Here is a 21170-nt window from a genome sequence, read left to right as displayed (position 1 = left end):
ATTAAGTAGCGGTTATTAACAGTTTAAGTAAATGTTATATAACTAAGAGTACGAAATATCAAAAATGGGTGGAAAGATTTTTGATTTTTTTTAAAGAAAAAGCAAAATAAATAAAAGTTCGGAGTGATTCTTGAGTTTTTCCTTCAATAATTCTATAGCACGGGCGCGCTGAGACTTTACGGTATTAACAGAAATATTAAGCTGTTCGGCAATATCTTTATACTTCATTCCTTCTAAACAGGAAAGTTCAAAAACTTCTTTGCATTTTTCAGGTAACGAATTTAAAGCGTCAATTAAAGTGGAATATAATTCTTCTTCCAGAATATTAAAATCGAAATCTGCTGTTTCATCAGAAAGTTTAGAATCCAGTTCAACAATCTTTTGCTCTTTTTTTAAAATTAAAAGAGAGCCATTTCGAACCATGGTATACAAGTAGGATTTGACGTCAATTATTCTTTCAAATTTAACACGGTTTTCCCAAAGCTGCAGCATTACATTTTCAACAACCTCTTCTGCCAGAAAATTGTCTTTTACAAACGTAAAACTGTAGCTCACAAGTCTTGGATACAAAGAATAAAACAGTTCTTTGTAATACGCTTCATCAATTCTGATATTTTCTTGTTCCGAGTTAATTTGCTATCTTAGTTTAATTACACAAATATAAATTTTATAACCACAAATCATCATTTTTACCATATAATTATTACCAAACTCCTTAAATCATTGCAAAAAGTAAGAATAAAATGCTTATTTGCTTTTACGGTTTTTATGCTAAAAATCTGCAAAAATAATTTTAGTTTTCTCGATTAGTTTTGAAATAAAATAACAGAATATGCTTTTTTAACAACATTTATTTCAATACTTTTTGTTTTAGTATTTAGGTAGTCTTTGAATTCTGAAAGTAAATTAGTTCTGATTCTCAAAAAGTTTTTTTCGATGATTTACTCCCCAATCCTTTAATGCGTAAATTATGGGCGTTAAAGCATCTGCGTATTTTTCTAATTTATAAGATATTTTAACAGGGTAATCATCGATTACTGTTCTTTTTATCAATTCATTTTGCTCTAAATCCTTGAGTTCTTTTGCCAATACCTTTGGAGTGATTCCGGGAATACTTTCCTGTATGTCTGTAAATCTTTCATTTCCAACTCCGATTGAAATAATAATAGGCAGTTTCCATTTTCCACTTATTACGTCCAGTGCATCCCGAACCGGTTTTATTGTATCGAGACAATCGCAGTGTATTTTCTTCTGTGCCATAGTTTTACAAATTACATTTCACTTTCCTTTAGGAAAGTGCTATACAAAAGAAAGTAATAGTTTTTAACTTTGCAAAGAATTTAGATAATATCAATAATAAAAATTAACAGATTATGAAAATAGGAATAATTGGTACCGGAGCCATTGGCAGTATCATAGCACGAAAACTTAGGGATAAAGGACATGAAATAATAGTTAATAATACAAGTGAACCATTAGAATTAGAAAAAAAGGCAAGAGATCTGGGTGTAATTGCTGCAACTATAGAGCAATTGGTGAAGAATGCAGATGTTATTATATTATCTGTTCCCACTGTCGCAATCCCAACCCTCTCAAAGTCATTGTTTCAAAATGTCTCTAATGATGTGATAGTTGTCGACACATCCAATTATTACCCTTTTCGTGATGCTGAAATTGAAGAACTCAAAAACGGAAAGGTTGAAAGTGTGTGGGTTTCAGAACAACTTGGCCGCCCGGTAATTAAAGCATTTAATAATTTATTAGCAGAAAGCCTGGCCAATGGCGGAAAAGAAACAGGTACTGAAGACAGAATAGCGATGGCTGTATCTGGAGATGATGAAAATTCAAAAAAAGCAGTTTCAGGTTTAATCAGTGATATGGGTTTTGATGCTGTCGATGCAGGAACACTGTCAGAATCATGGAGACATCAACCGGGAACTCCTGCTTATTGCACAGAATTGAATACTGAGGAACTCAAAAATGCACTTAAGGCAGGTGTTAAAGATACTGCTGCTACCTATAGAGATTTAGTCATTAATACATTCATGAAGAGAACTACAGCTCCAACTCATGAGGAAATTGTAGAATTAAATCGCTCCTTATTCCCTCTGAATCCAAAAAACAATTAAAAAAAATATTGAAATTAACGCAGTAAAACATGGGGTTTTGGGTTACTGCGCTAATTTTTATTAAAAAAATGAACGTTGTTCAAAAAAAGAACATATATTTGTCAAATAAAATTCGATATATGAGCACAGGAGAAAGAAAAGCACGCGAAAAAGAAGCCTTAAAATCGCTAATTCTAAAAGGGGCAAAAAGGCTTTTTATCGAAAAAGGAATTGAGCAGACCACGATTAGAAACATAGCAGATGAGATTGATTATAGTGTAGGGACGGTATATGTCTATTTTAAAGATAAAAATGCCATTTTACACGATTTGCATTCTATAGGTTTTCAGGAATTGGGTGGGTATTTTCAGGAATTGTTTACTATTGAAGACCCAATGGAGCGATTGCGTAAAATGGGATTCATGTATATTAAATTTGCTTTAGAAAATTCTGAAATGTATGATTTAATGTTCAACCTGAAAGCTCCGATGGAATTTTTAGAAAACTCTGATAATGATGATTGGGATGAAGGGGCAATAACGTTTGACCTGGTTAAAAAAACAATTGAGGAGTGTATCAACAAAGGACATTTTAAAGGTCATAACACTGAACCACTTTCATTCATGGTCTGGAGTCTGGTACATGGTATGTGCTGCCTTGAAATTCGCCAGAGAACCAAAGGAGTAAAATTTACAAATCCGGACACTATCCTCTTTGACGGGTATAATGAATATTTAAAAATAATAGAAAAACTTTAATTTTTTTTTGATTAAAAAAATGAACAATGTTCAATTTATAAACAACGTATATTATGATACAAAAAACACTAACATTTACACTAATCTGCCTAGGATATCTGGGATATTCACAAAGTAAGCTCGATGCCTATATTGCAGCAGGATTAAAAAACAACGAAGTAATTAAGCAGCACAACTTTGACATTAATAAAAGTATGTATGCTTTAAAAGAAGCTCATGCCCTATTCTATCCTACTGTTTCTTTAAATGGAACTTATACCAAGGCTGAAGGAGGAAGAACCATTGATATTCCAATAGGAGATATGCTGAATCCGGTATACAGTACGCTGAATCAAATTACAAATTCGAATGCTTTTCCGGCTTTAGAAAATCAGTCCGTTCTAATTAACCCTGATAATTTCTATGACGCTAAAATTCATACTACAATGCCCCTGCTGAATTTTGAGATTATCTATAACAAGAGAATTAAAACCCAACAGGCTTCATTACAAAAAACAGAACTGGAAATATATCAAAGGGAATTGGTAAAGGAAATAAAAATAGCCTACTACAAATACCTGCAGTCTGTTGAAGGGGTCAAAATTTATGAGGATGCCCTGGCACTGGTCAAAGAAAACCAAAGGGTTAACCAGTCTTTGTTTAAAAATGACAAAATAAACCGTACAGCTGTTTTAAGAAGCGATAACGAAGTAAAAAGGATACAAGCCAACTTAGAAACGGCAATTCAAAATTCTAAGAATGCACAATCGTATTTCAACTTTTTACTCAATCAAAAATTAGATACTGCTATTGAAACTGACCAAAATGAAACTTTACCTGCTGAAGCAATTTCAGAAAATACACAAAGCAGAGAAGAATTGCAGAAACTTACCACTGTAAAAGAATTAAACGATAATGTAAGCAAACTTACACAGTCGTATTGGTATCCTAAAGTAAACGGTTTTGCCGATTTTGGAATTCAGGATTTTGATTTTGAGGCAGACAAACAATCTCGTTACTATTTTGCAGGAGTAGGTCTGGAATGGAATATTTTTTCAGGCAACAAAAATAAATTCAAACTGAAACAGGCAGAAGAAGACAGTAAAAAAATCAGTTCTCAGATCGATAATGTAAAACAGCAGTTACTGCTTCAGTTTCAGGTTTCACAAAATAACCTAAAATCAGCATTAGAACAATATTACGCTGATAAAAGCCAAAAAGAATCGGCCAAAAAATATAATGAGGACATTACCAAATTATACAAAGAAGGCCAGGCCATCTACATTGAACTTCTGGATGCACAAAACCAGTGGGTAAATGCCCAGCTTAATACCAATATTGCCCTTTATAATTCCTGGATTGCGTATGCAGAACTGGAAAGAGCCAATGCCACTTTTACTTTTAACTAAATATAAAAAATTATGAAATCAAAGATTATTTCGACTGTTCGCCAAAATGGCACGGGTTACCAAAACCTAAAAAACAATTTTACACTAATGAGTAAAAAAACAATTGTACTATGCCTTATTGCCTTTCCTCTTTTATATGCCTGCAAAGAAGATAAAAAAGAACATACATCTTTCGAAACTGCAGATATCATTCCGATAAAAACAGCAACAGTCCAATCGCTCGCACTCACAAATAATATAAGTGCATCAGGATTGGTAACAACAGAAAATCAGGCTAATTATGGTTTTAAAATTGGCGGTATCGTTAGCCGCATTTATGTAGAGGAAGGACAGTTTTTTAAAAAAGGGCAGCTTTTGGCAGCATTAGATGCAACCGAAATTAATGCCGGTTTAAACCAAACAGATCTGAATGTAAAAAAATACGAGCGCGATTACAACCGTGCCAATAATCTGTACAAAGACAGTGTGTATACTTTGGAACAGCTTCAAAATACAAAAACAGGCCTGGACATTGCCAAAAAACAAAAGGATGCCGTCGCTTTTAATGCCCGTTATGCCAAAATATATGCTACAGCCAATGGTTTTGTAGCCAGTAAGATAGCCAACGAAGGAGAAGTTGTAGGTCCCGGAACTCCAATTCTGGCTATAAATGAAACAAATCAAAACAACAATTACTTATTAAAAGTGGGCCTGACAGATAAAGAGTGGGCATCAGTAAAAATAGGACAAAAAGCAGTTGTTACTCTTGATGGTTATCCCGAAGCGTACTTTGATGCTGCTGTTTTTAGAAAATCACAATCTGCAGATGCGGCACTGGGCTCTTTTCAGGTAGAATTGAAACTGAATATGAAAAACAGCAAACCGGCGGTAGGTATGTTTGGAAAAGCAGAAATTAAAACAGAAAATACAGAAGACTTTATCGTTATCCCTTACAATTCCCTTATCGAAGCCGACGGAAATAAAGCCTTTGTATTTATCGTAGTCAATAATAAAGTAAAACGTCAGCCTGTTACGATAACGAAATTTGAAAACAATAAGGTATTCATAAAAGACGGCCTCCAAAAAACAGATCAGATCGTGATCTCTAACAGTGCTTATCTAAACGAACAATCGAAGATCAAAATCATTAAATAATCAGCATTATGAAAATTACAAACTTTGCCGTTAAAAATTATCAGTTTACGCTGATTATCTTTCTTTTGGTTGCTGTAGTAGGAGTTCTTACCTTATTTACGATGCCAAGAGCTGAAGATCCTGCAACGCATCCGCCACAATATCTAATTACGGTTATTTATCCCGGTACAAGCCCAAAAGATATGGAGGAACAAGTAGTAAAACCTATTGAAAATAAGATTTACGGATTAGAAAATATCGAAAAAATACTCACGACTGTAGAAGATGGTGTAGCCGCTTTTCAGGTAAAATTCAAATACGGAGTTGATGTTGACAATAAATATCAGGAAATCTCTACCGAAATGAATGCCCTGAAAAACAGTGAACTCCCAAAAGATATTTACCAGATAAAAACAGAGAAAATTTCGTCTTCGGATGTGAAAATCCTTCAGGTAGCATTGGTTTCCGAAAATGCATCTGACAAAAAACTGCGGGATGAAGCAGATGAACTAAAAACAAAAATTGAAAAAATAACCAATCTTAAAGATGTAAAATACGCCGGAATTCCGGAACAGGAAATCCGGGTAGACGTGAATCTGGAAAAACTGGCACAATCAAAAATTCCATTGAATGTAGTAATGGGAAGTTTACAAAGTGAAGCTGCCGATATTCCTGGCGGAAGTATTGATTTGGATACCAAAGTATTTAATGTAAAAACAAGTGGTAAGTTCAAAAATGCAGATGATGTTGCCAATACCGTTGTTTACAACGCTAATGGAAAAATTATCTATATGAAAGATGTGGCCGAAGTAAGCTACAAATCTGAAGTAGTAAACCATATTACAAGAATTAATGGACACCGCTGCGTTTTGGTTACTGCCGGAATGAAGGACAATGTAAATATTAGCGATGTTCAGAAGGAATATTTACCAATAGTAGAGGCATTCTCTAAAGATTTGCCAGCTAACATTAAACTGGTAAAAAACTTTGATCAGGCTGATATGGTATCAAAACGTTTGGGACATTTAGGTTTTGATTTCGGACTCGCCATTCTTTTGGTTGTCATCACATTGGTACCATTAGGTTCAAGAGCATCCCTTATCGTTATGATATCCATCCCTTTATCATTGGCTTTAGGATTAATTGCAATGAATGCTTTAGGGTATTCCTTAAACCAATTGAGTATTGTTGGATTAGTGGTTGCTTTAGGATTATTGGTAGATGACAGTATTGTAGTTGTCGAAAACATTGAGCGCTGGCTGCGTGAAGGCCATACAAAAATGGAAGCCGTTCTAATGGGGACAAAACAAATAGGAATTGCTGTTGCAGGCTGTACAGCAACGCTTGCCATTGCCTTTTTGCCATTGGTTTTTCTTCCTGATATGGCTGGTGAATTCATCCGAAGTTTACCTATGGCGGTTATTACAAGTGTATTGGCGTCTATGATTGTTGCTTTGACACTGGTTCCGTTTTTGGGAAGCCGTTTTTTAAAAACACACGAACACACAGGAGGAAATATTTTTCTTCAATATTTGCAAAAGTTCCTTACCAGAGCTTACAGGGATATTATGCCAAAAGCTTTAAAATTTCCCAGAACAACTATTGCCATATCCATCGTATTGAGCATTACCGCTTTTGGATTACTGAAAGCAACCGGGTTTAAATTGTTTCCAAATTCAGAAAAACCAATGTTTCTGATCAATATTAAAATGCCGCTTCAGGCCAATATTTCGGAAAGTGACAGGGTTACAAAAATTGTGGAAGCAGAATTGAAAAACCACAAAGAAATTGTGTACTACACTTCAAATGTGGGGAAAGGAAATCCGCAGATTTATTACAACGTGCATCCGCAGGACAGAAAATCTGATTTTGCCCAGCTCTTTGTTCAGTTAGAAGATGAAGCCTCTCCTACTGCAAAAACGGCTTTAATTGAAAAATTACGTGACACCTTTAAAACAATGCCTTATGCTAAAGTGGAGGTAAAAGATTTTGAACAGGGAACACCATTAGAAGCCAATATTGTTGTGCGTTTATTTGGAGAAGATCAGGAAGTTTTACGCGGACTATCTTCTCAGGTAGAGACCATTTTACGAAACCAAAAAGGGACGGTTTACATCAACAACGAGTTAAACACCTATAAAACAGATGTCAAAGTAAAAATCAATAAAGAAAAGGCAAGAACACTTGGCGTACTGACAAGTGAAGTCGATAAAGTAATCCGACTTGCTGTAGCTGGACTAACGGTTGGGGATTACATTGATGACCGTGGCGATGCAAGAAATGTAACCATTACACTCCCAAGAGATAAGTTTTCTAAACTGGATGCGTTAAAAAATCTGTATGTAAATAATGTTCAGGGAACTCCAATTGCCCTTAATCAGATTGCAGCGATAACTTTTGAAACGGCGCCAACGGCTATTAATCACTTTAACAAATCACGTTTTTCAAAAGTTTCGGCTATGTCTGCAAAAGGTTTTTATGCCAATGATTTATTAGTCGATATTATTCCTAAACTGGACAAACTAAAAATGCCAAAAGGATATTATTACAAACTATCCGGAGAAAAAGAATCAGAAGGTGATGCTTTGGGGGGCAATTTCCTTTCGGTAATCATATTGAGTACTTTTTTATTCATTGCTGTTTTGTTACTGCAGTTTAAAACCTTTAAAGGCATCATTATCGTACTGTCGATCATTCCGTTAGGAGTTCTTGGAGGTGTCTTGTTTTTATTGGCAACAGGAAACCCAATGTCACTGGTTTCAATTATCGGTTTCATCGGATTGTCCGGAATTCAGGTAAAAAATTCCCTTCTTCTGGTAGATTTTACCAATCAATTACGACAAGAAGGAAAGTCTATTGATGAGGCGATTGCTATTGCCGGTGAAACCCGTTTCCTGCCGGTAGTTTTGACATCTGTAACAGCAATCTGTGGTTTGATTCCGCTGGCATTAAACCCCAATCCCCAAATATCTCCGTTGGCGATTGTATTGATTGGCGGATTGATAAGCTCTACCATATTATCAAGAATTGTTACTCCTGTGATGTATAAATTGATTCCACCAACAATTGAAGAAGTATAGATGTTTAAATCAATAATAACTTTCCAGAAAAAAGTGACATAATAATCCTGGATATAATAAAATTTTGTAAAAACGAAAAAAATAAAATCATTACTGCTTTTGTCCTTCATAGGGATTAATGTGGCACATACTCAAACAAATAATTAAAATAATAATTCACTAAAAATTACAATTATGAGCTTAAAAAATGTAAAAACACAATCCATAAATGTTGGAGGAACAGATTTCTATTATCGCAAACTTGGCGAAGATAAACCAGGCTTACCAATAATTTTTCTAAATCACTTAACCGCTACAATGGATGATTGTGACCCAAAAATTATGGAAGGCTTCGCTTCCGAACATCCAATCATTTGCTTTGATAATCGAGGCATAGGTTCTACAGGAGGAGTAACTCCAAAAAACGTTGCTGAAATGGCTACAGATGCAATAGCTTTTATTAAAGCACTCGGTTATCAAAAAGTTGACCTTTTCGGATTTTCATTGGGCGGTTTCATCTCACAGGAAATTTTACTTCGTGAGCCACAACTTGTACGCAAAGTAATTCTTGCCGGTACCGGACCTGCTGGTGGTGCTGGTATCAGCAAAATGACACCCGTAGTTATCAAAGATGTAATCAAAGGGAATTTTACCTTCAGAAATCCAAAATTCTATTTGTTCTTCAACAGCAATGCTGATGGACATAAAGCGGCAAAAAGTTATCTTAAAAGGATAAAAGAAAGAAAAGAAAATAGAGGTGAAAAATTGAAAATGAAACACCTGACACATCAGCTCGAAGCAATAAAGGCTTATGGATTGCAAGCTCCGCAAGACTTATCAGTAATTACCCAAGCTGTCTTAGTTGTAAACGGTGACAACGATAAAATGGTTCCTTCCAGTAATTCATACGAATTAAAAAATCGCATAAAAAATTCAGAGATAATTATTTACAAGGATGCAGGTCACGGTTCAATATTCCAAAACCACGAAGATTTTGTAAAAAAAGCATTAGAATTTTTAGCTAAATAAAAATGGAAAATAAAAGGCTTCAATTACTTAAAGCTTTTATTGGTAAACCATTTTCAGGAAGTCCGTCTCCATTTGCCAAATGGCTAAATGGGACGGTAGTTTCTGTAAACGATAAATCAATAGAATTTAAGTTTATAGTTAGAAAAGAAATGACCAATCCGGCAGGAATGTTACATGGAGGTGTTATTTCAAGTATGATTGATGACTGCATAGGAGTTAATTTTATGATACTCGGTTTAGAAAACTTTTACCCTACCATTAATTTAAATGTCGATTTTTTTAATCCTGCTTTTGAAAATGATACCGTTTTGGTTAAAACAGAATTAATCAAATTAGGAAAAACGATTATTAATTTTAATGCCGTAGTCATAAACCAAAATAATGGGAAACTTGTTGCCAGGGCAAGTTCTAATCTGGCGGTTAGTTCTACTAAAATCCCCTTTTAAAATTCCGATCAAATTTTTAATAGAAAAACCGTTGGATGAAATTAGTTTTTAATGATAATTTTTCGTCAGTTCGAGTGATTTTCGATAGAAAATTGTATCGAGAACAAGAAAAATTTCATTAAAAACGGTTCTCGATACATTTTTTGTTCCGTTTTACTACACAAAAAACACTCGAACTGACGTTTTTAATAATTTCACCCAACAGGTTAAAAAAAATATGTGATTACAGCCAAAATAGGGCTTAACATAATGTGCAGTTCTTATTTGTATATCCTAAATACCTTTAATAATTGATACGGTTTCGTTAAAACGTTTCATTATTACCCACTTTTGTATCATACTATTTATCACCAATTGATGGAAATTTGTCTCAATAATTAAAACAAAAAATATAGTATAATGAAAAAAACAATTTTTATAACAGGTGCATCCCGTGGATTCGGAAAAATCTGGACTGAAGCTTTTCTTAAACGTGGTGATAATGTTGTAGCAACAGTTAGAAATACAGAATCATTAAAGGATTTAGCATCGGAATATCAGGATAATTTATTGGTTTTACAATTAGATGTAACCGATAAAAAAGCATCCTTTGAAGCAGTTTCAAAAGCAAAGAGCCATTTTGGGGCAATTGATGTATTGATTAATAATGCAGGATACGGACATTTTGGTGCCGTTGAAGAATTAGAAGAACAGGAAATCCGTGCACAGTTTGAGACCAATGTATTTGGATTAATTTGGCTTACACAAGCAGTTATTCCTATTATGCGCGAACAAAAATCAGGTCATATTATTCAGCTTTCGAGCGTTTTGGGCGTTATTGCATTGCCTACTTTAGGAATTTACAGTGCTTCTAAATTTGCTGTTGAGGGTCTGACTGAATCTCTGGCTGCAGAAGTTGCTGGTTTCGGAATCAAAGTCACTCTTGTAGAACCAAATGGTTATGAAACCGATTTTGGTGCCTCTTCTGCAGTACAAAGTAAACCTTTACCACTGTATGATGCCGTAAGAGCAGCACTTCAGGAAGGAAACAAAGAAGAAGATTATGGCGTGCCTGAAGCGACTTCAGAAGCTGTTTTAAAACTGGTAGATGCAGAAAATCCTCCGTTACGATTGCTTTTAGGCAAAGCTGGTGTACAATGGACTAAATACGCTTATGGCGAACGTTTGAAAACCTGGGAGGAATGGCAGGACGTTTCTGAAGCGGCACATGGAAAATAAAGTTTAGATTTGCAGAATCCGATTCGTCGGGTTCTGTTTTTTCTTTTTAAAATTAAATAGATGAATCATTTCGATAAAATAAGCAGTTACAATCAGGCTATCGGACTTAAAGCTCCTGAACATCCGTTGTTTTATGTTGCCCGGGGCAATAAAGAATCTTGTAATGTTGCCAGGGAAACTGAATTTACAGCTGATTTTTACATCATCATTTTCAAAAAGGTCGAATCGGGAAGCATGCAATACGGAAGAACCAAATACGATCATAACCACGGAAAAATGTCTTTCATTAAGCCGAGACAGATTACCGGATGCAAAAACATTCGTTTAGAAGAAGACTGTTTTACAATTCTTATTCACGAAGATTTTTTATCCGGAACTGCTTTGCATAACGAAATAAAGAAATACGCCTATTTTGAATACGAAGTAAATGAAGCACTGTACCTTTCTCCCAGTGAAGAAGAAACAATTTGGAACTTGGTGTACGGGATGGAAAAAGAATACCATAATAACGTTGATACTTACAGTAAAAGCATTATTCTTAGTCACCTTGATACAATGCTTAAATATGCACAGCGCTTTTATAAACGACAGTTTATCAATCGGGAAGAATTATCCGGAGCGACATTTACTAAGTTTAATGATATGCTTTCTTTATATTTTGAAAATAGAAAAAATAATGATTTAGGACTTCCTACTGTTAGTCATTTAGCAGAAAAACTGAATGTCTCCCCACGTTATCTGAGCGATATGCTGAAACAGGAAACCGGAAAAACGGCTTTAGAACTTATTCATCTCTATTTGATTTCAGAAGCTAAAAATTTATTGAAAGAAGGAAAGATGAATATTTCCGAAATTTCTGTTTCTCTTGGGTTCGAAAATCCTACTTATTTTTCCCGTCTGTTTAAAAAAGAAGTAGGTGTTACTCCAAATAAATTCAAAGATCATTTCTTAAATTAAAAAAAAAGTCTAAATCCAATATTATTACATACTGAAGCTACGTTGACAATTGAGGTTTTTACCATAACTGGAATGCACTTTTCTATTACTAGTTCAGTAACTGGTATTAGTGCAAATGAATTAATGCTTTTTTATATCTTTGTGTAGACTTAATTACTTTATCAAACCAATGCACAACAACCTTTTCGATTACATTAGTCAATATACTAATTTGTCCCTTACAAGTGAAGAACAGGCCTTGGTTATAGATGCTTTTCAACCAAAAAAGATTAGAAAAAAACAATATTTTTTACAGTCAGGCGATGTTTGCAAATACTCTGGTTTTATTGTAAAAGGAGCAATGCGACAATATAGTGTGGATGATAAAGGTACCGAACACATTGTACATCTATATATCGAAAATTATTGGGCAAATGACCGCGAAAGCTTTACAATGCTTACACCTTCAAAATATAATATTGATGCCTGGGAAGATACAGATTTGCTTCTTATTACAAGAGCCGATATGCTCAGCTTGATGGAAAAAGTACCGGCGTTGGTAGAAATGGTAAGATTAATGGATGAAAGAAATGCCATTGTCAGCCAACGAAGATTAGACTCTGCTTTGAGTAATACTGCTGAAAAACGTTATGAAGAATTTGTTCATAGTCATCCGCAATTTCTACAACGATTTCCCCAACATCTTATCGCTTCTTCTTTAGGAATTACGAAAGAAACATTAAGCAGAATCAGAAAACAAAGCCCAAAATAAACCCCTTTTTAAGTTTTGATTTATAGAAACCGTTGATATATGTAAACAGTTGGGCAGACTTCAATTTTCTTTTGGTTTACTAATTCAAAAGCTCTTCTCTGAATTTAGTGGGACTAATGCCTACTTCTTTTTTGAATAACTTAGAAAAGTAGGACGAATTCTCAAAGCCTAATGCATAGCCAATTTCTGAAACGGATAGATTTTTTGCTTTTAGTAAATTTTTTGCTTCAGATATTAAGGATAAATGAATGAGGTCTATGGCTGTTTTACCTGTTTCCTGTTTAAGAAGGTCGCTAAGATACCGTGGTGAAACATTAAGCTTTGATGCAATACTTTTAACAGTAGGCAATCCTTGTTTTTCTATTATATCTTTTTTTATATACCCGGCAAGTACTTCATTGAATTTGTTTATTGTATATCCTGATATTATTGTTCTATTGATAAACTGTCTTTTATAAAATCGGTTACCATATTTCAACAACGATTGGACGTGAGAAAGCATAATTTCTCTGCTAAACTCATCTTGATTATTGCCGTATTCAATAGCTATTTTTTGAAATAACTCCCCAATTATTTTTTCTTCACTTGGCGAAAGGTGTAATGCTTCATTTATTTCATATTCAAAAAAGCCATATTTTTTAATTTCATGATGCAGCGGATGTCCATTAAGAAAGTCCTGATGAATGAATAATAAATATCCTTCTACCTTCTGCTCAACCTCATTTAATTCCATAATCTGTCTGGGATTTAGGAAGAACATCGTACCATTGGTATGGTCATATTTTGTATTTCCATAACCGTATTTCATTGAACCAGATGTCTTTTTCTTTAAACAAACCATGTACAAATCGCAGGTATGTTCAGGAATATGATTGCCAAAATTCTCCGCTCTTTCTGCATCAAATAGTATGCTGATTAATGGATTTTCCGGTGGTGGAAAGCCATAGGCATCATGAACTTCCTTTAGAGTGCTATAATGTTTCATTTTAAAATTAGTTAAGCAGAACCTATTCATTCAAAAATAAGTTCTGCTGTATTGGTAAATATAATTATTTTCCGTGTGCTTCAAACGATACTTCTTTCCATTCTTCCCAAGTGGCAAGACGGTCTTTATACGTTTGTGATACTGTAGGCAATCCGTGTTTTCCTAAAAACATTCTCAACGGTGGTTCAGGTGAATCAATAAGTTTGCAAACAGCTTTCACCGTAGCTTCGGGAACTCCAAAAATGTCATCTGAAAATCCTTCAAAAAAAGCAGTTTTTAACGGTGCATACACTTCCATTGACTCGGCATGAACTGCAGAAACACTTGTAAATTCAGTTGCATAGCCGTTGGGTTCAACTATGGTTACTTTTATTCCAAAATCTTTTACTTCCATAGCCAGTGTTTCGCTAAATGCCTCCATAGCAAACTTAGAAGCGCTATACATTCCCATTAAAGGTAGGGGATTAACTCCTAACAAACTAGAAACCTGAATGATATGCCCATTGCCTTGCTGACGCATTATAGGTAATGTTGCTTTAGTAACCCATACCAAACCGAAGAAATTTGTTTCGATTAAGTTACGGGTATCTTCATCGCTTGTTTCCTCAACCGCACCAAAAAGACCATAGCCTGCACAGTTGATAACAACATCAAGAACACCAAGGTATTCATGTGCTTTTTTAACAGTGGCAAAACAATCTTCACGATTGGTTACATCAAGTTCTAAGGGCAGGAAATTGTTAGGGTATTCTTTTGCAAGATTTTCTAAGGATTTAATATTACGTGCTGTAGCAACTACTTTGTCACCACGTTTTAAAAAAGCTTCTGTCCATAGTTTTCCAAAACCACGAGAAGCACCAGTAATAAAAATTGTCTTTTGCATTTTTTTATTTTTTATTTATTTTACAATGCAAAACTAAAACAGAAGCTTAACCACACTCTAATACAAAAGTCGGAAACTCTGTTACATTTTTACAAAACCGTTGATATATGTCAACGGTTTTTTTTATCATATCTCATTGTTTTAAGGCATTCCTTTGATACAACTTTGCCATATCAAAATCAATTAAAAAATTATAAAAATAAAACAATGAGCGATTTATCAAAAATGTCTAAAACAGTAGTTTTTCACGAAGCTGGAACTCCGGAAGTATTGAAAGTTGAACAAGTAGAAGTGTCTTATCCGGGATCTCAGGAAGTAAGAATTCAGGTTAAATCAATTGGAATTAATAGAGCTGATGCGATGTACCGTCAGGGAATGTATATAGAGAATCCTGTTTTTCCTGCCCGGTTAGGATATGAAGCAGCAGGAATTGTTGAAGCAATAGGTTCGGATGTTTCTAATTTAGCAGTGGGTGATGTTGTAAATGTTATACCAGGATTTTCATTACACAACTATTCTTCTTATGGTGAATATATTACAATGCCAGCCTATGCGGTGCATAAATATCCAGCCAATTTATCTTATGATGAGGCCGCAGCTTTATGGACAAGTTACTCGACCATGTATGGTATGATAGTAAATTCCGGAAAATTAAAAGCAGGTGAATTTGTAGTGATCAATGCTGCATCAAGTAGTGCAGGACTTGCTGCGATTCAAATAACAAATTATGTTGGCGGAATTTCAATAGCCTTAACTACATCATTAAATAAAAAAGAAGCATTATTAAAAGCGGGAGCTTCTCATGTGATTGTAACATCTGAGGAAAACATAGCAACTGAAGTTTTAAAAATTACTAATAATACAGGTGCCCATTTAATTTTAGATCCAGTTATAGGAGCTAAATTTAGTAATCTTTTAAGCTCAGTTGCCGAAAACGGAAAAGTATTTATTTATGGAGCATTGAGCCACGAACCAGCAAGTTTTCCTGCCTTTGATGTTCTTATGAAAACGCCAACCATTCGAGGATATTCTGCAATTGAAGTTTTAGGTAACAGGGATGTTTTAACAGAAGCTATTGCTTTTATTGACAAAGGTGTAACCGAAGGAAAATTAAAACCAATTATTGATAAAGTTTTTAATTTAAATGAAATTGTTGACTCTCATAACTATTTAGAGTCTAACCAGCAATTTGGTAAAATTGTGGTGAATATATAATTTGATTATTGTTTACCTACACCTTTTAGCCACTCTCAAAAACCGTTGACATTTATCAACGGTTTTTTTATCAAATCACATTGCTTTAAGACTGGCTTCTATTGCAATTTTATACCATCAAACAAATTGCAGTTCCTACCCTTGTTGCTATAGAAGTTAAACCACTTTATCTGGAAATGCAGCAAGAAAATTAAAATATTTCCTAAATTCTCTATGGCAAAAATTTGAGCAGAGAAATCAACTGCAGACAATGAAAAGCTGAATATGGATTATATAAGCGGGTTCAAACTATAGTTCGAGTCCCTATTTCTATGCTGAAAATATCTCAATGAGACGCTTTTTTACATTTCAATACTTTTCTTATTTTACAAAACCTATATTTTACAATACTTACAGCTCGTTTTTATAATTAGTAAATGAATTTATTCCATTTTAAGAATTTATGGGGGTAATAAAATGTATAGAAAAATATCAATACTTTATTTTAGATCATTTTTGTTGTAAAGTTCTAACCCAAATTATTATATTTATAGACTTCACCCTTTGATAAAATGAAAAATAAAGAATACCCAATACCACACAATGAAACGGAACGTTTAGCTGCATTAAAACGTTATAATATTCTTGATACACTTCCTGATCATGCTTTTGACGATGCAACAAAATTGGTTTCCTATATATGTGGTGTACCAATCGCTCATATCTCTTTCATAGATGAGAGCAGACAGTGGTTTAAATCTGAAATCGGAGTTGGGGTATCAGAGGTTCCAAGGGAAATTAGTTTCTGTAACTATACCATTATGGAATCTAAAATGGTTGAAATCCCAGATACCTTTTTAAATGAACGCTTTAAAGATGATCCTAATGTCACAGGAGGATTTAAGGTACGATTTTATGCCGGTATCCCACTTACAACACCAGACGGTTATAACATAGGGACCCTATGCGCTGTAGACCATGTTTCTAAAGAACTTAATGAAGACCAGCGAAATGCTTTATCAATTATTGCTAAGCATGTGATAAACCAATTGGAATTATCAACAAAAAACATAGAGCTCAATACTCAGAGAAAAATTGCCGAACGTGCCGTATTGGCAAAAGATAGTTTTTTAGCAAACATGAGTCACGAAATCAGGACCCCGCTGAATGCCATTATTGGTTTTACAGACTTACTGGCCCAAACCAAGTTAGATGTTACACAAAGGGATTATATTGACAGTGTACAAATTGCAGGAGAGAATCTGCTAATCATTATTAATGACATTCTGGACCTTTCTAAAATCGAATCCGGAAATTTGACTATTGATGCACAGCCCTTCAATTTGAGAAAGACACTTAAACATGTGTATAATTTACTAAAGGTTAAAGTACCTTCGACTGTTGAATTCAATCTCTTTCTTGACGCCGATTTACCTGAAACTGTAATTGGTGACCAGGGAAGATTAAACCAGATACTGGTTAACCTTACAGGCAACTCTCTTAAGTTTACCGAAGAAGGTGAAGTTACAGTATCTGTAAAAAAAGTGGCTGAGACTGACGATTATTACTCACTTAAATTCTCTGTTAAAGATACCGGAATAGGCATCCCGGAGGACAAACTCAAAACTATATTTGAGCGCTTTACACAAGCAGAAGAAAGTACGACACGAAGATTTGGCGGTACCGGGCTTGGGTTAAATATTGTAAAACAGTTAATAGAACTTCAACATTCTGAAATTCATGTAAAAAGCAAACAAGGATACGGTTCAGAATTTTTCTTTGTACTTGATTATAAAAAAGCAGATCATATTGAGTCAGAAAATGAAACATTATTAGATGAAGAACTGGGTAAACTAAAAATTCTTCTTTGCGAAGACAATGCTTTAAACCAGAAACTTGCAAAAAATGTGATTCATAATTTTGGTTTTGAATTAGACATTGCAGAGAATGGTCAGGAAGGAATTGATCTGTTGTCAAAAAATGAATATGATTTGGTATTAATGGATCTTCAGATGCCTGTAAAAGATGGCTACCAAACTACTGAATACATCAGATGCGAAATGAATTTAACCATTCCTATAATAGCCATGACCGCACATTCTCTGGTCGGAGAGCAGGAACGCTGTTACAATGTAGGAATGGATGCTTATGTCCCTAAGCCTTTTAAACAGGCAATGCTTTTAGAAGCTATAAAATCAGTCATGAATAAAGATATTAAGCTTCCTGTAAAAAGAAAAATTGATTTGTCGCTCTTAGATGAAATGTCTTGTGGTGATCCCAACTTTATTCAGGAGATGATAGCTTTATTTATACAAAAAATTCCAAATGAAGTAACTCAGCTTGAAGAAGCATTTAACAAGAATGATTATGATAGCGCAAAAAAATTAGCACATAATATGAAATCCAGTTTTGATATTTTTATGTTGGAAGACCTTTCTCATTGCTTGTCTGTTATTGAGCAAGAAGCCATTATGGGTCAATTTACCACTGAAAGCGAAGACAGGAAAAACATCTTACATTGTAGTGTTATTGAAGTAGTTAAAATATTAAAGGAACTATGATAAAAGAGAAATATACAATAGCTTTACGTATCTGATTTTTAAGATACGTTTTACTCAAATACAAAATTTAAACCAAATGAATATAGTTATAGCTGAAGATAATGAAATCCTACGCAAATCACTATCTTTTTTCTTGACATCTAAAGGATTTACCGTTGACCAGTTTTCTGATGGCCAGGAGGCACTCGAGGCTATTGAAAAAAATAATTATGACTTAATCCTGACTGATATTAATATGCCGGGTAAAAGCGGAATGGAAATTACACAATATGTAAGACAAAATATCAATTCAGATATTCCGATCATTATATTTACTTCTTCGGGTGTAGAACAAACAGAATTGGATTCTTTTGACATAGGCGCAAACGAATTTATTGCTAAACCTATTAGCCCTGCTGTACTTTTTGTAAGAATTAATAAATTACTTAATATCCGTTTGTAATGAAGTTAATATGGTAAAAATCTGGGAACTTTATAAAAACAGTCACTGGGTAGAACCTTTTCTAATAGGTTCAATTTTCTTATTTGTAGGGATATCAGCTGTCCTTTACTTATTAATTATTGAAAGCCGCACCAGAAAAATAAAACAGGAAAAACTCAGAAATGAATACGACTTAATCATTGTAGAATTAATGTATTCAGTGGTTTTTATGGATACTCCTTTTTCTTCGGTAAAAGAAGATCAAAATTATGAGATGTTTTTAAAGGACAATTACTTCAGAGAAGTATTGACAGAATCGGTAATCAATCTTCATAAAAATTACGATGGTATTTATGCAATAAAGCTTGAAGAATTTTATAAAGAGTCTGAATTGATCAATCGTTCTTTTAAAAAACTTAAAAACCATAAATGGGAAGTTAAATGCAAAGGAATTACAGAATTGGCCGAAATGAATATTACTGATGCTTTTGATACTGTTGTAACTATTTCTAAATCCAAAAATAAAACCTTAAAAATCACAGCCATAAATGCCTGTATCAAACTCGGGGGAACAACAGGAATTATTCATCTTACAGAACATCCTTATCCTATTGATAACTGGACCCAGCTAAATATTATAAATGCTTTCAAAAAACATGATATTGGCGATACACAAGGTGTCGAATATTTGCTTGAATCAAAAAATTCTACAGTTGTGGCGCTTGGACTAAAGCTTATTAAAGAACTTAAGTTTACACAAAAACTTTCTCATGTAAAAGAATTGGCAGAGAGGGCTCCAAACATACAAATCCAATATGAAGCACAAAGTGTAGTACAGGCACTAACCGTAAACATTATAAGTAAATGATTTTTAATAGTGAAACAACATGGTTTATCGATGTTTACATACTCCTTATTCTTGGATATGCTGTCCTAATCATGTCATCCTATCTTATATTAGCCTACCTTTCTACAAAAGCGCTAAGGAGTTATCTAAAAAAAAATAGTTTTGTAGATTATGAAGTACTGCTTACCAGCGAGTTTGCACCCAAACTTTCCTTGATTGCCCCTGCCTATAATGAAGGTTTTACTATTGAAGAAAATGTAAAATCCTTACTTTCTTTAAACTACAATAATTATGAGGTAATCGTGGTTAATGACGGCAGTAAAGACAATTCGATGGAAATCCTGATTAATACCTACAATCTTGTCCTGACAGAACTTGCGGTCGATTCAAAAATCGAAACCAAAAAGGTTAGAGGAATATATACTTCCGGAAATGCTGCGTTTAAAAAACTAATTGTTGTTGACAAAGAAAACGGAGGCAAAGCTGATGCCCTAAATGTAGGGCTTAATATTGCACAAAACCCGTACGTAGTGTGTATTGATGTTGATTGTATCCTTGATAAAGATTCGTTATTAAAATTAGCAAAACCTTTTTTAGAATCTTATGGCAAGCGCATTATTGCTACAGGTGGTGTAGTACGAATAGCAAACCAGTGTGTTATCAGGAATGGTCGTTTAGTAGAAATAAATATACCTGATGCTATATTACCAAGAATACAGGTTTTAGAATATCTCAGAGCTTTTCTTTTAGGAAGAATGGCTTGGGGCAGACTCGATGGGCTATTGCTTATTAGCGGTGCATTTGGTGCATTTGACAAAGAAATAGCTTTATTGGCAGGTGGTTACAGTACAAAAACGGTTGGTGAAGATATGGAACTGGTTGTAAGAATGCGCCGTTACATGGTTGAAAATAAATTGCCTTACTCGGTTAGTTATATCCCGGACCCGCTTTGCTGGACAGAAGCACCTGAAGATTTCAAAATATTCAAAAAACAGCGCAGCCGCTGGATGAGAGGAACAATCGAAACACTTACGCTTCACAAAAAAATGTTCCTGAACCCTAAATACAAATTATTAGGGATGCTTAGTATTCCTTACTGGACATTTTTTGAATTTCTGGCTCCCGCAATAGAGTTTACAGGCCTCATTATAACGCTCCTATTTATATTTTTGGGTTTTATCAACTGGCATTTTTTCTTTTTACTTGTACTTTTTGTGTATACATTTGCCGTATTTTTTTCAGTTATAGCTTTATTTAGCGAAGAGTTTACTTATCATAAATATCCTAAAAAGGCTGATTTTTTTAAGCTTCTGCTGGCTGCTTTCATAGAACCATTGTACTTTCATCCGCTTACGGTATATGCTGCCCTGGTTGGTTATAAAGAAAAAATTATGGGAACTAAAGGCTGGGGCGAAATGACCAGAAAAGGTTTTAATAAGAAGTAAATAATTA

Annotated in this window: 19 protein-coding genes; 15 read left to right on the top strand and 4 right to left on the bottom strand. The window is 34.3% G+C overall.

What is annotated here, in order from left to right; translation table 11 throughout:
- Nucleotides 1-90 precede the first annotated feature (90 nt).
- On the bottom strand, nt 91-582 hold the full coding sequence (locus JE46_RS19015) for an RNA polymerase sigma-70 factor (protein WP_262494110.1): 492 nt from the start codon (nt 580-582) through the stop codon (nt 91-93).
- Between the two features lie 324 nt (nt 583-906).
- Nucleotides 907-1260, bottom strand: coding sequence for a winged helix-turn-helix transcriptional regulator (locus tag JE46_RS19010; RefSeq protein ID WP_031456867.1), 354 nt, complete (start codon nt 1258-1260; stop codon nt 907-909).
- Nucleotides 1261-1373: 113 nt separating this feature from the next.
- On the opposite strand from JE46_RS19010, the gene JE46_RS19005 reads away from it, so the two are divergent.
- From JE46_RS19005 to JE46_RS18960, 10 genes are all read left to right on the top strand, one after another.
- Nucleotides 1374-2129 carry an NADPH-dependent F420 reductase gene (locus JE46_RS19005; protein ID WP_031456866.1) on the top strand — a complete coding sequence of 252 codons (756 nt, stop codon included), beginning with the start codon at nt 1374-1376 and terminating at the stop codon, nt 2127-2129.
- 119 nt (nt 2130-2248) lie between these two features.
- Nucleotides 2249-2866 carry a TetR/AcrR family transcriptional regulator gene (locus JE46_RS19000; protein WP_031456865.1) on the top strand — a complete coding sequence of 206 codons (618 nt, stop codon included), beginning with the start codon at nt 2249-2251 and terminating at the stop codon, nt 2864-2866.
- A 53-nt stretch (nt 2867-2919) separates the two neighbouring features.
- The gene (locus JE46_RS18995; protein ID WP_236010651.1) at nt 2920-4254 is read left to right on the top strand and encodes a TolC family protein; all 1335 of its coding nucleotides are present in this window, start codon (nt 2920-2922) and stop codon (nt 4252-4254) included.
- A gap of 12 nt (nt 4255-4266) precedes the next feature.
- The gene (locus JE46_RS18990) at nt 4267-5388 is read left to right on the top strand and encodes an efflux RND transporter periplasmic adaptor subunit (protein ID WP_051872932.1); all 1122 of its coding nucleotides are present in this window, start codon (nt 4267-4269) and stop codon (nt 5386-5388) included.
- Nucleotides 5389-5396: 8 nt separating this feature from the next.
- Nucleotides 5397-8447: an efflux RND transporter permease subunit gene (locus JE46_RS18985; protein ID WP_031456862.1), complete on the top strand. Its 3051-nt coding sequence runs from the start codon at nt 5397-5399 to the stop codon at nt 8445-8447.
- 174 nt (nt 8448-8621) lie between these two features.
- Nucleotides 8622-9455, top strand: coding sequence for an alpha/beta fold hydrolase (locus JE46_RS18980; RefSeq protein ID WP_031456861.1), 834 nt, complete (start codon nt 8622-8624; stop codon nt 9453-9455).
- A 2-nt stretch (nt 9456-9457) separates the two neighbouring features.
- Complete coding sequence (locus JE46_RS18975; RefSeq protein WP_031456860.1) at nt 9458-9901, top strand: PaaI family thioesterase; 444 nt, start codon at nt 9458-9460, stop codon at nt 9899-9901.
- A gap of 399 nt (nt 9902-10300) precedes the next feature.
- Nucleotides 10301-11119 (top strand): SDR family NAD(P)-dependent oxidoreductase, encoded by an 819-nt coding sequence (locus JE46_RS18970; RefSeq protein WP_031456859.1) that lies wholly within the window; start codon nt 10301-10303, stop codon nt 11117-11119.
- Between the two features lie 60 nt (nt 11120-11179).
- Nucleotides 11180-12076: a helix-turn-helix domain-containing protein gene (locus JE46_RS18965; RefSeq protein ID WP_031456858.1), complete on the top strand. Its 897-nt coding sequence runs from the start codon at nt 11180-11182 to the stop codon at nt 12074-12076.
- 169 nt (nt 12077-12245) lie between these two features.
- On the top strand, nt 12246-12827 hold the full coding sequence (locus JE46_RS18960; RefSeq protein WP_031456857.1) for a Crp/Fnr family transcriptional regulator: 582 nt from the start codon (nt 12246-12248) through the stop codon (nt 12825-12827).
- 79 nt (nt 12828-12906) lie between these two features.
- Here the strand turns inward: JE46_RS18960 and JE46_RS18955 are convergent, their stop codons facing one another.
- Entirely contained in the window at nt 12907-13812 is a 906-nt protein-coding gene (locus tag JE46_RS18955; protein WP_031456856.1) for a helix-turn-helix domain-containing protein, read from the bottom strand.
- Between the two features lie 64 nt (nt 13813-13876).
- Nucleotides 13877-14695, bottom strand: a complete 819-nt coding sequence (locus JE46_RS18950) for an SDR family NAD(P)-dependent oxidoreductase (protein WP_031456855.1) — start codon at nt 14693-14695, stop codon at nt 13877-13879.
- 207 nt (nt 14696-14902) lie between these two features.
- On the opposite strand from JE46_RS18950, the gene JE46_RS18945 reads away from it, so the two are divergent.
- The 5 genes from JE46_RS18945 (at nt 14903) to JE46_RS18925 (ending at nt 21163) form a co-directional block, all read left to right on the top strand.
- On the top strand, nt 14903-15910 hold the full coding sequence (locus tag JE46_RS18945; protein ID WP_180904006.1) for a zinc-dependent alcohol dehydrogenase family protein: 1008 nt from the start codon (nt 14903-14905) through the stop codon (nt 15908-15910).
- A 551-nt stretch (nt 15911-16461) separates the two neighbouring features.
- Nucleotides 16462-18450: a GAF domain-containing hybrid sensor histidine kinase/response regulator gene (locus JE46_RS18940; protein ID WP_031456853.1), complete on the top strand. Its 1989-nt coding sequence runs from the start codon at nt 16462-16464 to the stop codon at nt 18448-18450.
- Between the two features lie 76 nt (nt 18451-18526).
- The gene (locus JE46_RS18935; protein WP_031456852.1) at nt 18527-18892 is read left to right on the top strand and encodes a response regulator transcription factor; all 366 of its coding nucleotides are present in this window, start codon (nt 18527-18529) and stop codon (nt 18890-18892) included.
- A gap of 10 nt (nt 18893-18902) precedes the next feature.
- Nucleotides 18903-19739 (top strand): hypothetical protein, encoded by an 837-nt coding sequence (locus tag JE46_RS18930; protein ID WP_031456851.1) that lies wholly within the window; start codon nt 18903-18905, stop codon nt 19737-19739.
- Nucleotides 19736-21163: a glycosyltransferase family 2 protein gene (locus JE46_RS18925; RefSeq protein ID WP_031456850.1), complete on the top strand. Its 1428-nt coding sequence runs from the start codon at nt 19736-19738 to the stop codon at nt 21161-21163. The genes JE46_RS18930 and JE46_RS18925 overlap by 4 nt, the downstream gene beginning before the upstream one ends.
- Nucleotides 21164-21170: the final 7 nt, after the last annotated feature.

Origin of the sequence: Flavobacterium chungangense LMG 26729 (assembly GCF_000735715.2) — a bacterium.
GTDB classification, from domain to species: domain Bacteria; phylum Bacteroidota; class Bacteroidia; order Flavobacteriales; family Flavobacteriaceae; genus Flavobacterium; species Flavobacterium chungangense.
Note: the sequence above shows the minus strand (reverse complement) of the source record. Positions and strands in the feature narration are given on the sequence as shown.

Coding starts and splice junctions, on each gene's coding strand:
- JE46_RS19010 (WP_031456867.1), bottom strand. CDS start 1,260: ATGGCACAGAAGAAAATACACTGCGATTGTCTCGATACAATAAAACCG.
- JE46_RS19005 (WP_031456866.1), top strand. CDS start 1,374: ATGAAAATAGGAATAATTGGTACCGGAGCCATTGGCAGTATCATAGCA.
- JE46_RS19000 (WP_031456865.1), top strand. CDS start 2,249: ATGAGCACAGGAGAAAGAAAAGCACGCGAAAAAGAAGCCTTAAAATCG.
- JE46_RS18995 (WP_236010651.1), top strand. CDS start 2,920: ATGATACAAAAAACACTAACATTTACACTAATCTGCCTAGGATATCTG.
- JE46_RS18990 (WP_051872932.1), top strand. CDS start 4,267: ATGAAATCAAAGATTATTTCGACTGTTCGCCAAAATGGCACGGGTTAC.
- JE46_RS18985 (WP_031456862.1), top strand. CDS start 5,397: ATGAAAATTACAAACTTTGCCGTTAAAAATTATCAGTTTACGCTGATT.
- JE46_RS18980 (WP_031456861.1), top strand. CDS start 8,622: ATGAGCTTAAAAAATGTAAAAACACAATCCATAAATGTTGGAGGAACA.
- JE46_RS18975 (WP_031456860.1), top strand. CDS start 9,458: ATGGAAAATAAAAGGCTTCAATTACTTAAAGCTTTTATTGGTAAACCA.
- JE46_RS18970 (WP_031456859.1), top strand. CDS start 10,301: ATGAAAAAAACAATTTTTATAACAGGTGCATCCCGTGGATTCGGAAAA.
- JE46_RS18965 (WP_031456858.1), top strand. CDS start 11,180: ATGAATCATTTCGATAAAATAAGCAGTTACAATCAGGCTATCGGACTT.
- JE46_RS18960 (WP_031456857.1), top strand. CDS start 12,246: ATGCACAACAACCTTTTCGATTACATTAGTCAATATACTAATTTGTCC.
- JE46_RS18955 (WP_031456856.1), bottom strand. CDS start 13,812: ATGAAACATTATAGCACTCTAAAGGAAGTTCATGATGCCTATGGCTTT.
- JE46_RS18950 (WP_031456855.1), bottom strand. CDS start 14,695: ATGCAAAAGACAATTTTTATTACTGGTGCTTCTCGTGGTTTTGGAAAA.
- JE46_RS18945 (WP_180904006.1), top strand. CDS start 14,903: ATGAGCGATTTATCAAAAATGTCTAAAACAGTAGTTTTTCACGAAGCT.
- JE46_RS18940 (WP_031456853.1), top strand. CDS start 16,462: ATGAAAAATAAAGAATACCCAATACCACACAATGAAACGGAACGTTTA.
- JE46_RS18935 (WP_031456852.1), top strand. CDS start 18,527: ATGAATATAGTTATAGCTGAAGATAATGAAATCCTACGCAAATCACTA.
- JE46_RS18930 (WP_031456851.1), top strand. CDS start 18,903: ATGGTAAAAATCTGGGAACTTTATAAAAACAGTCACTGGGTAGAACCT.
- JE46_RS18925 (WP_031456850.1), top strand. CDS start 19,736: ATGATTTTTAATAGTGAAACAACATGGTTTATCGATGTTTACATACTC.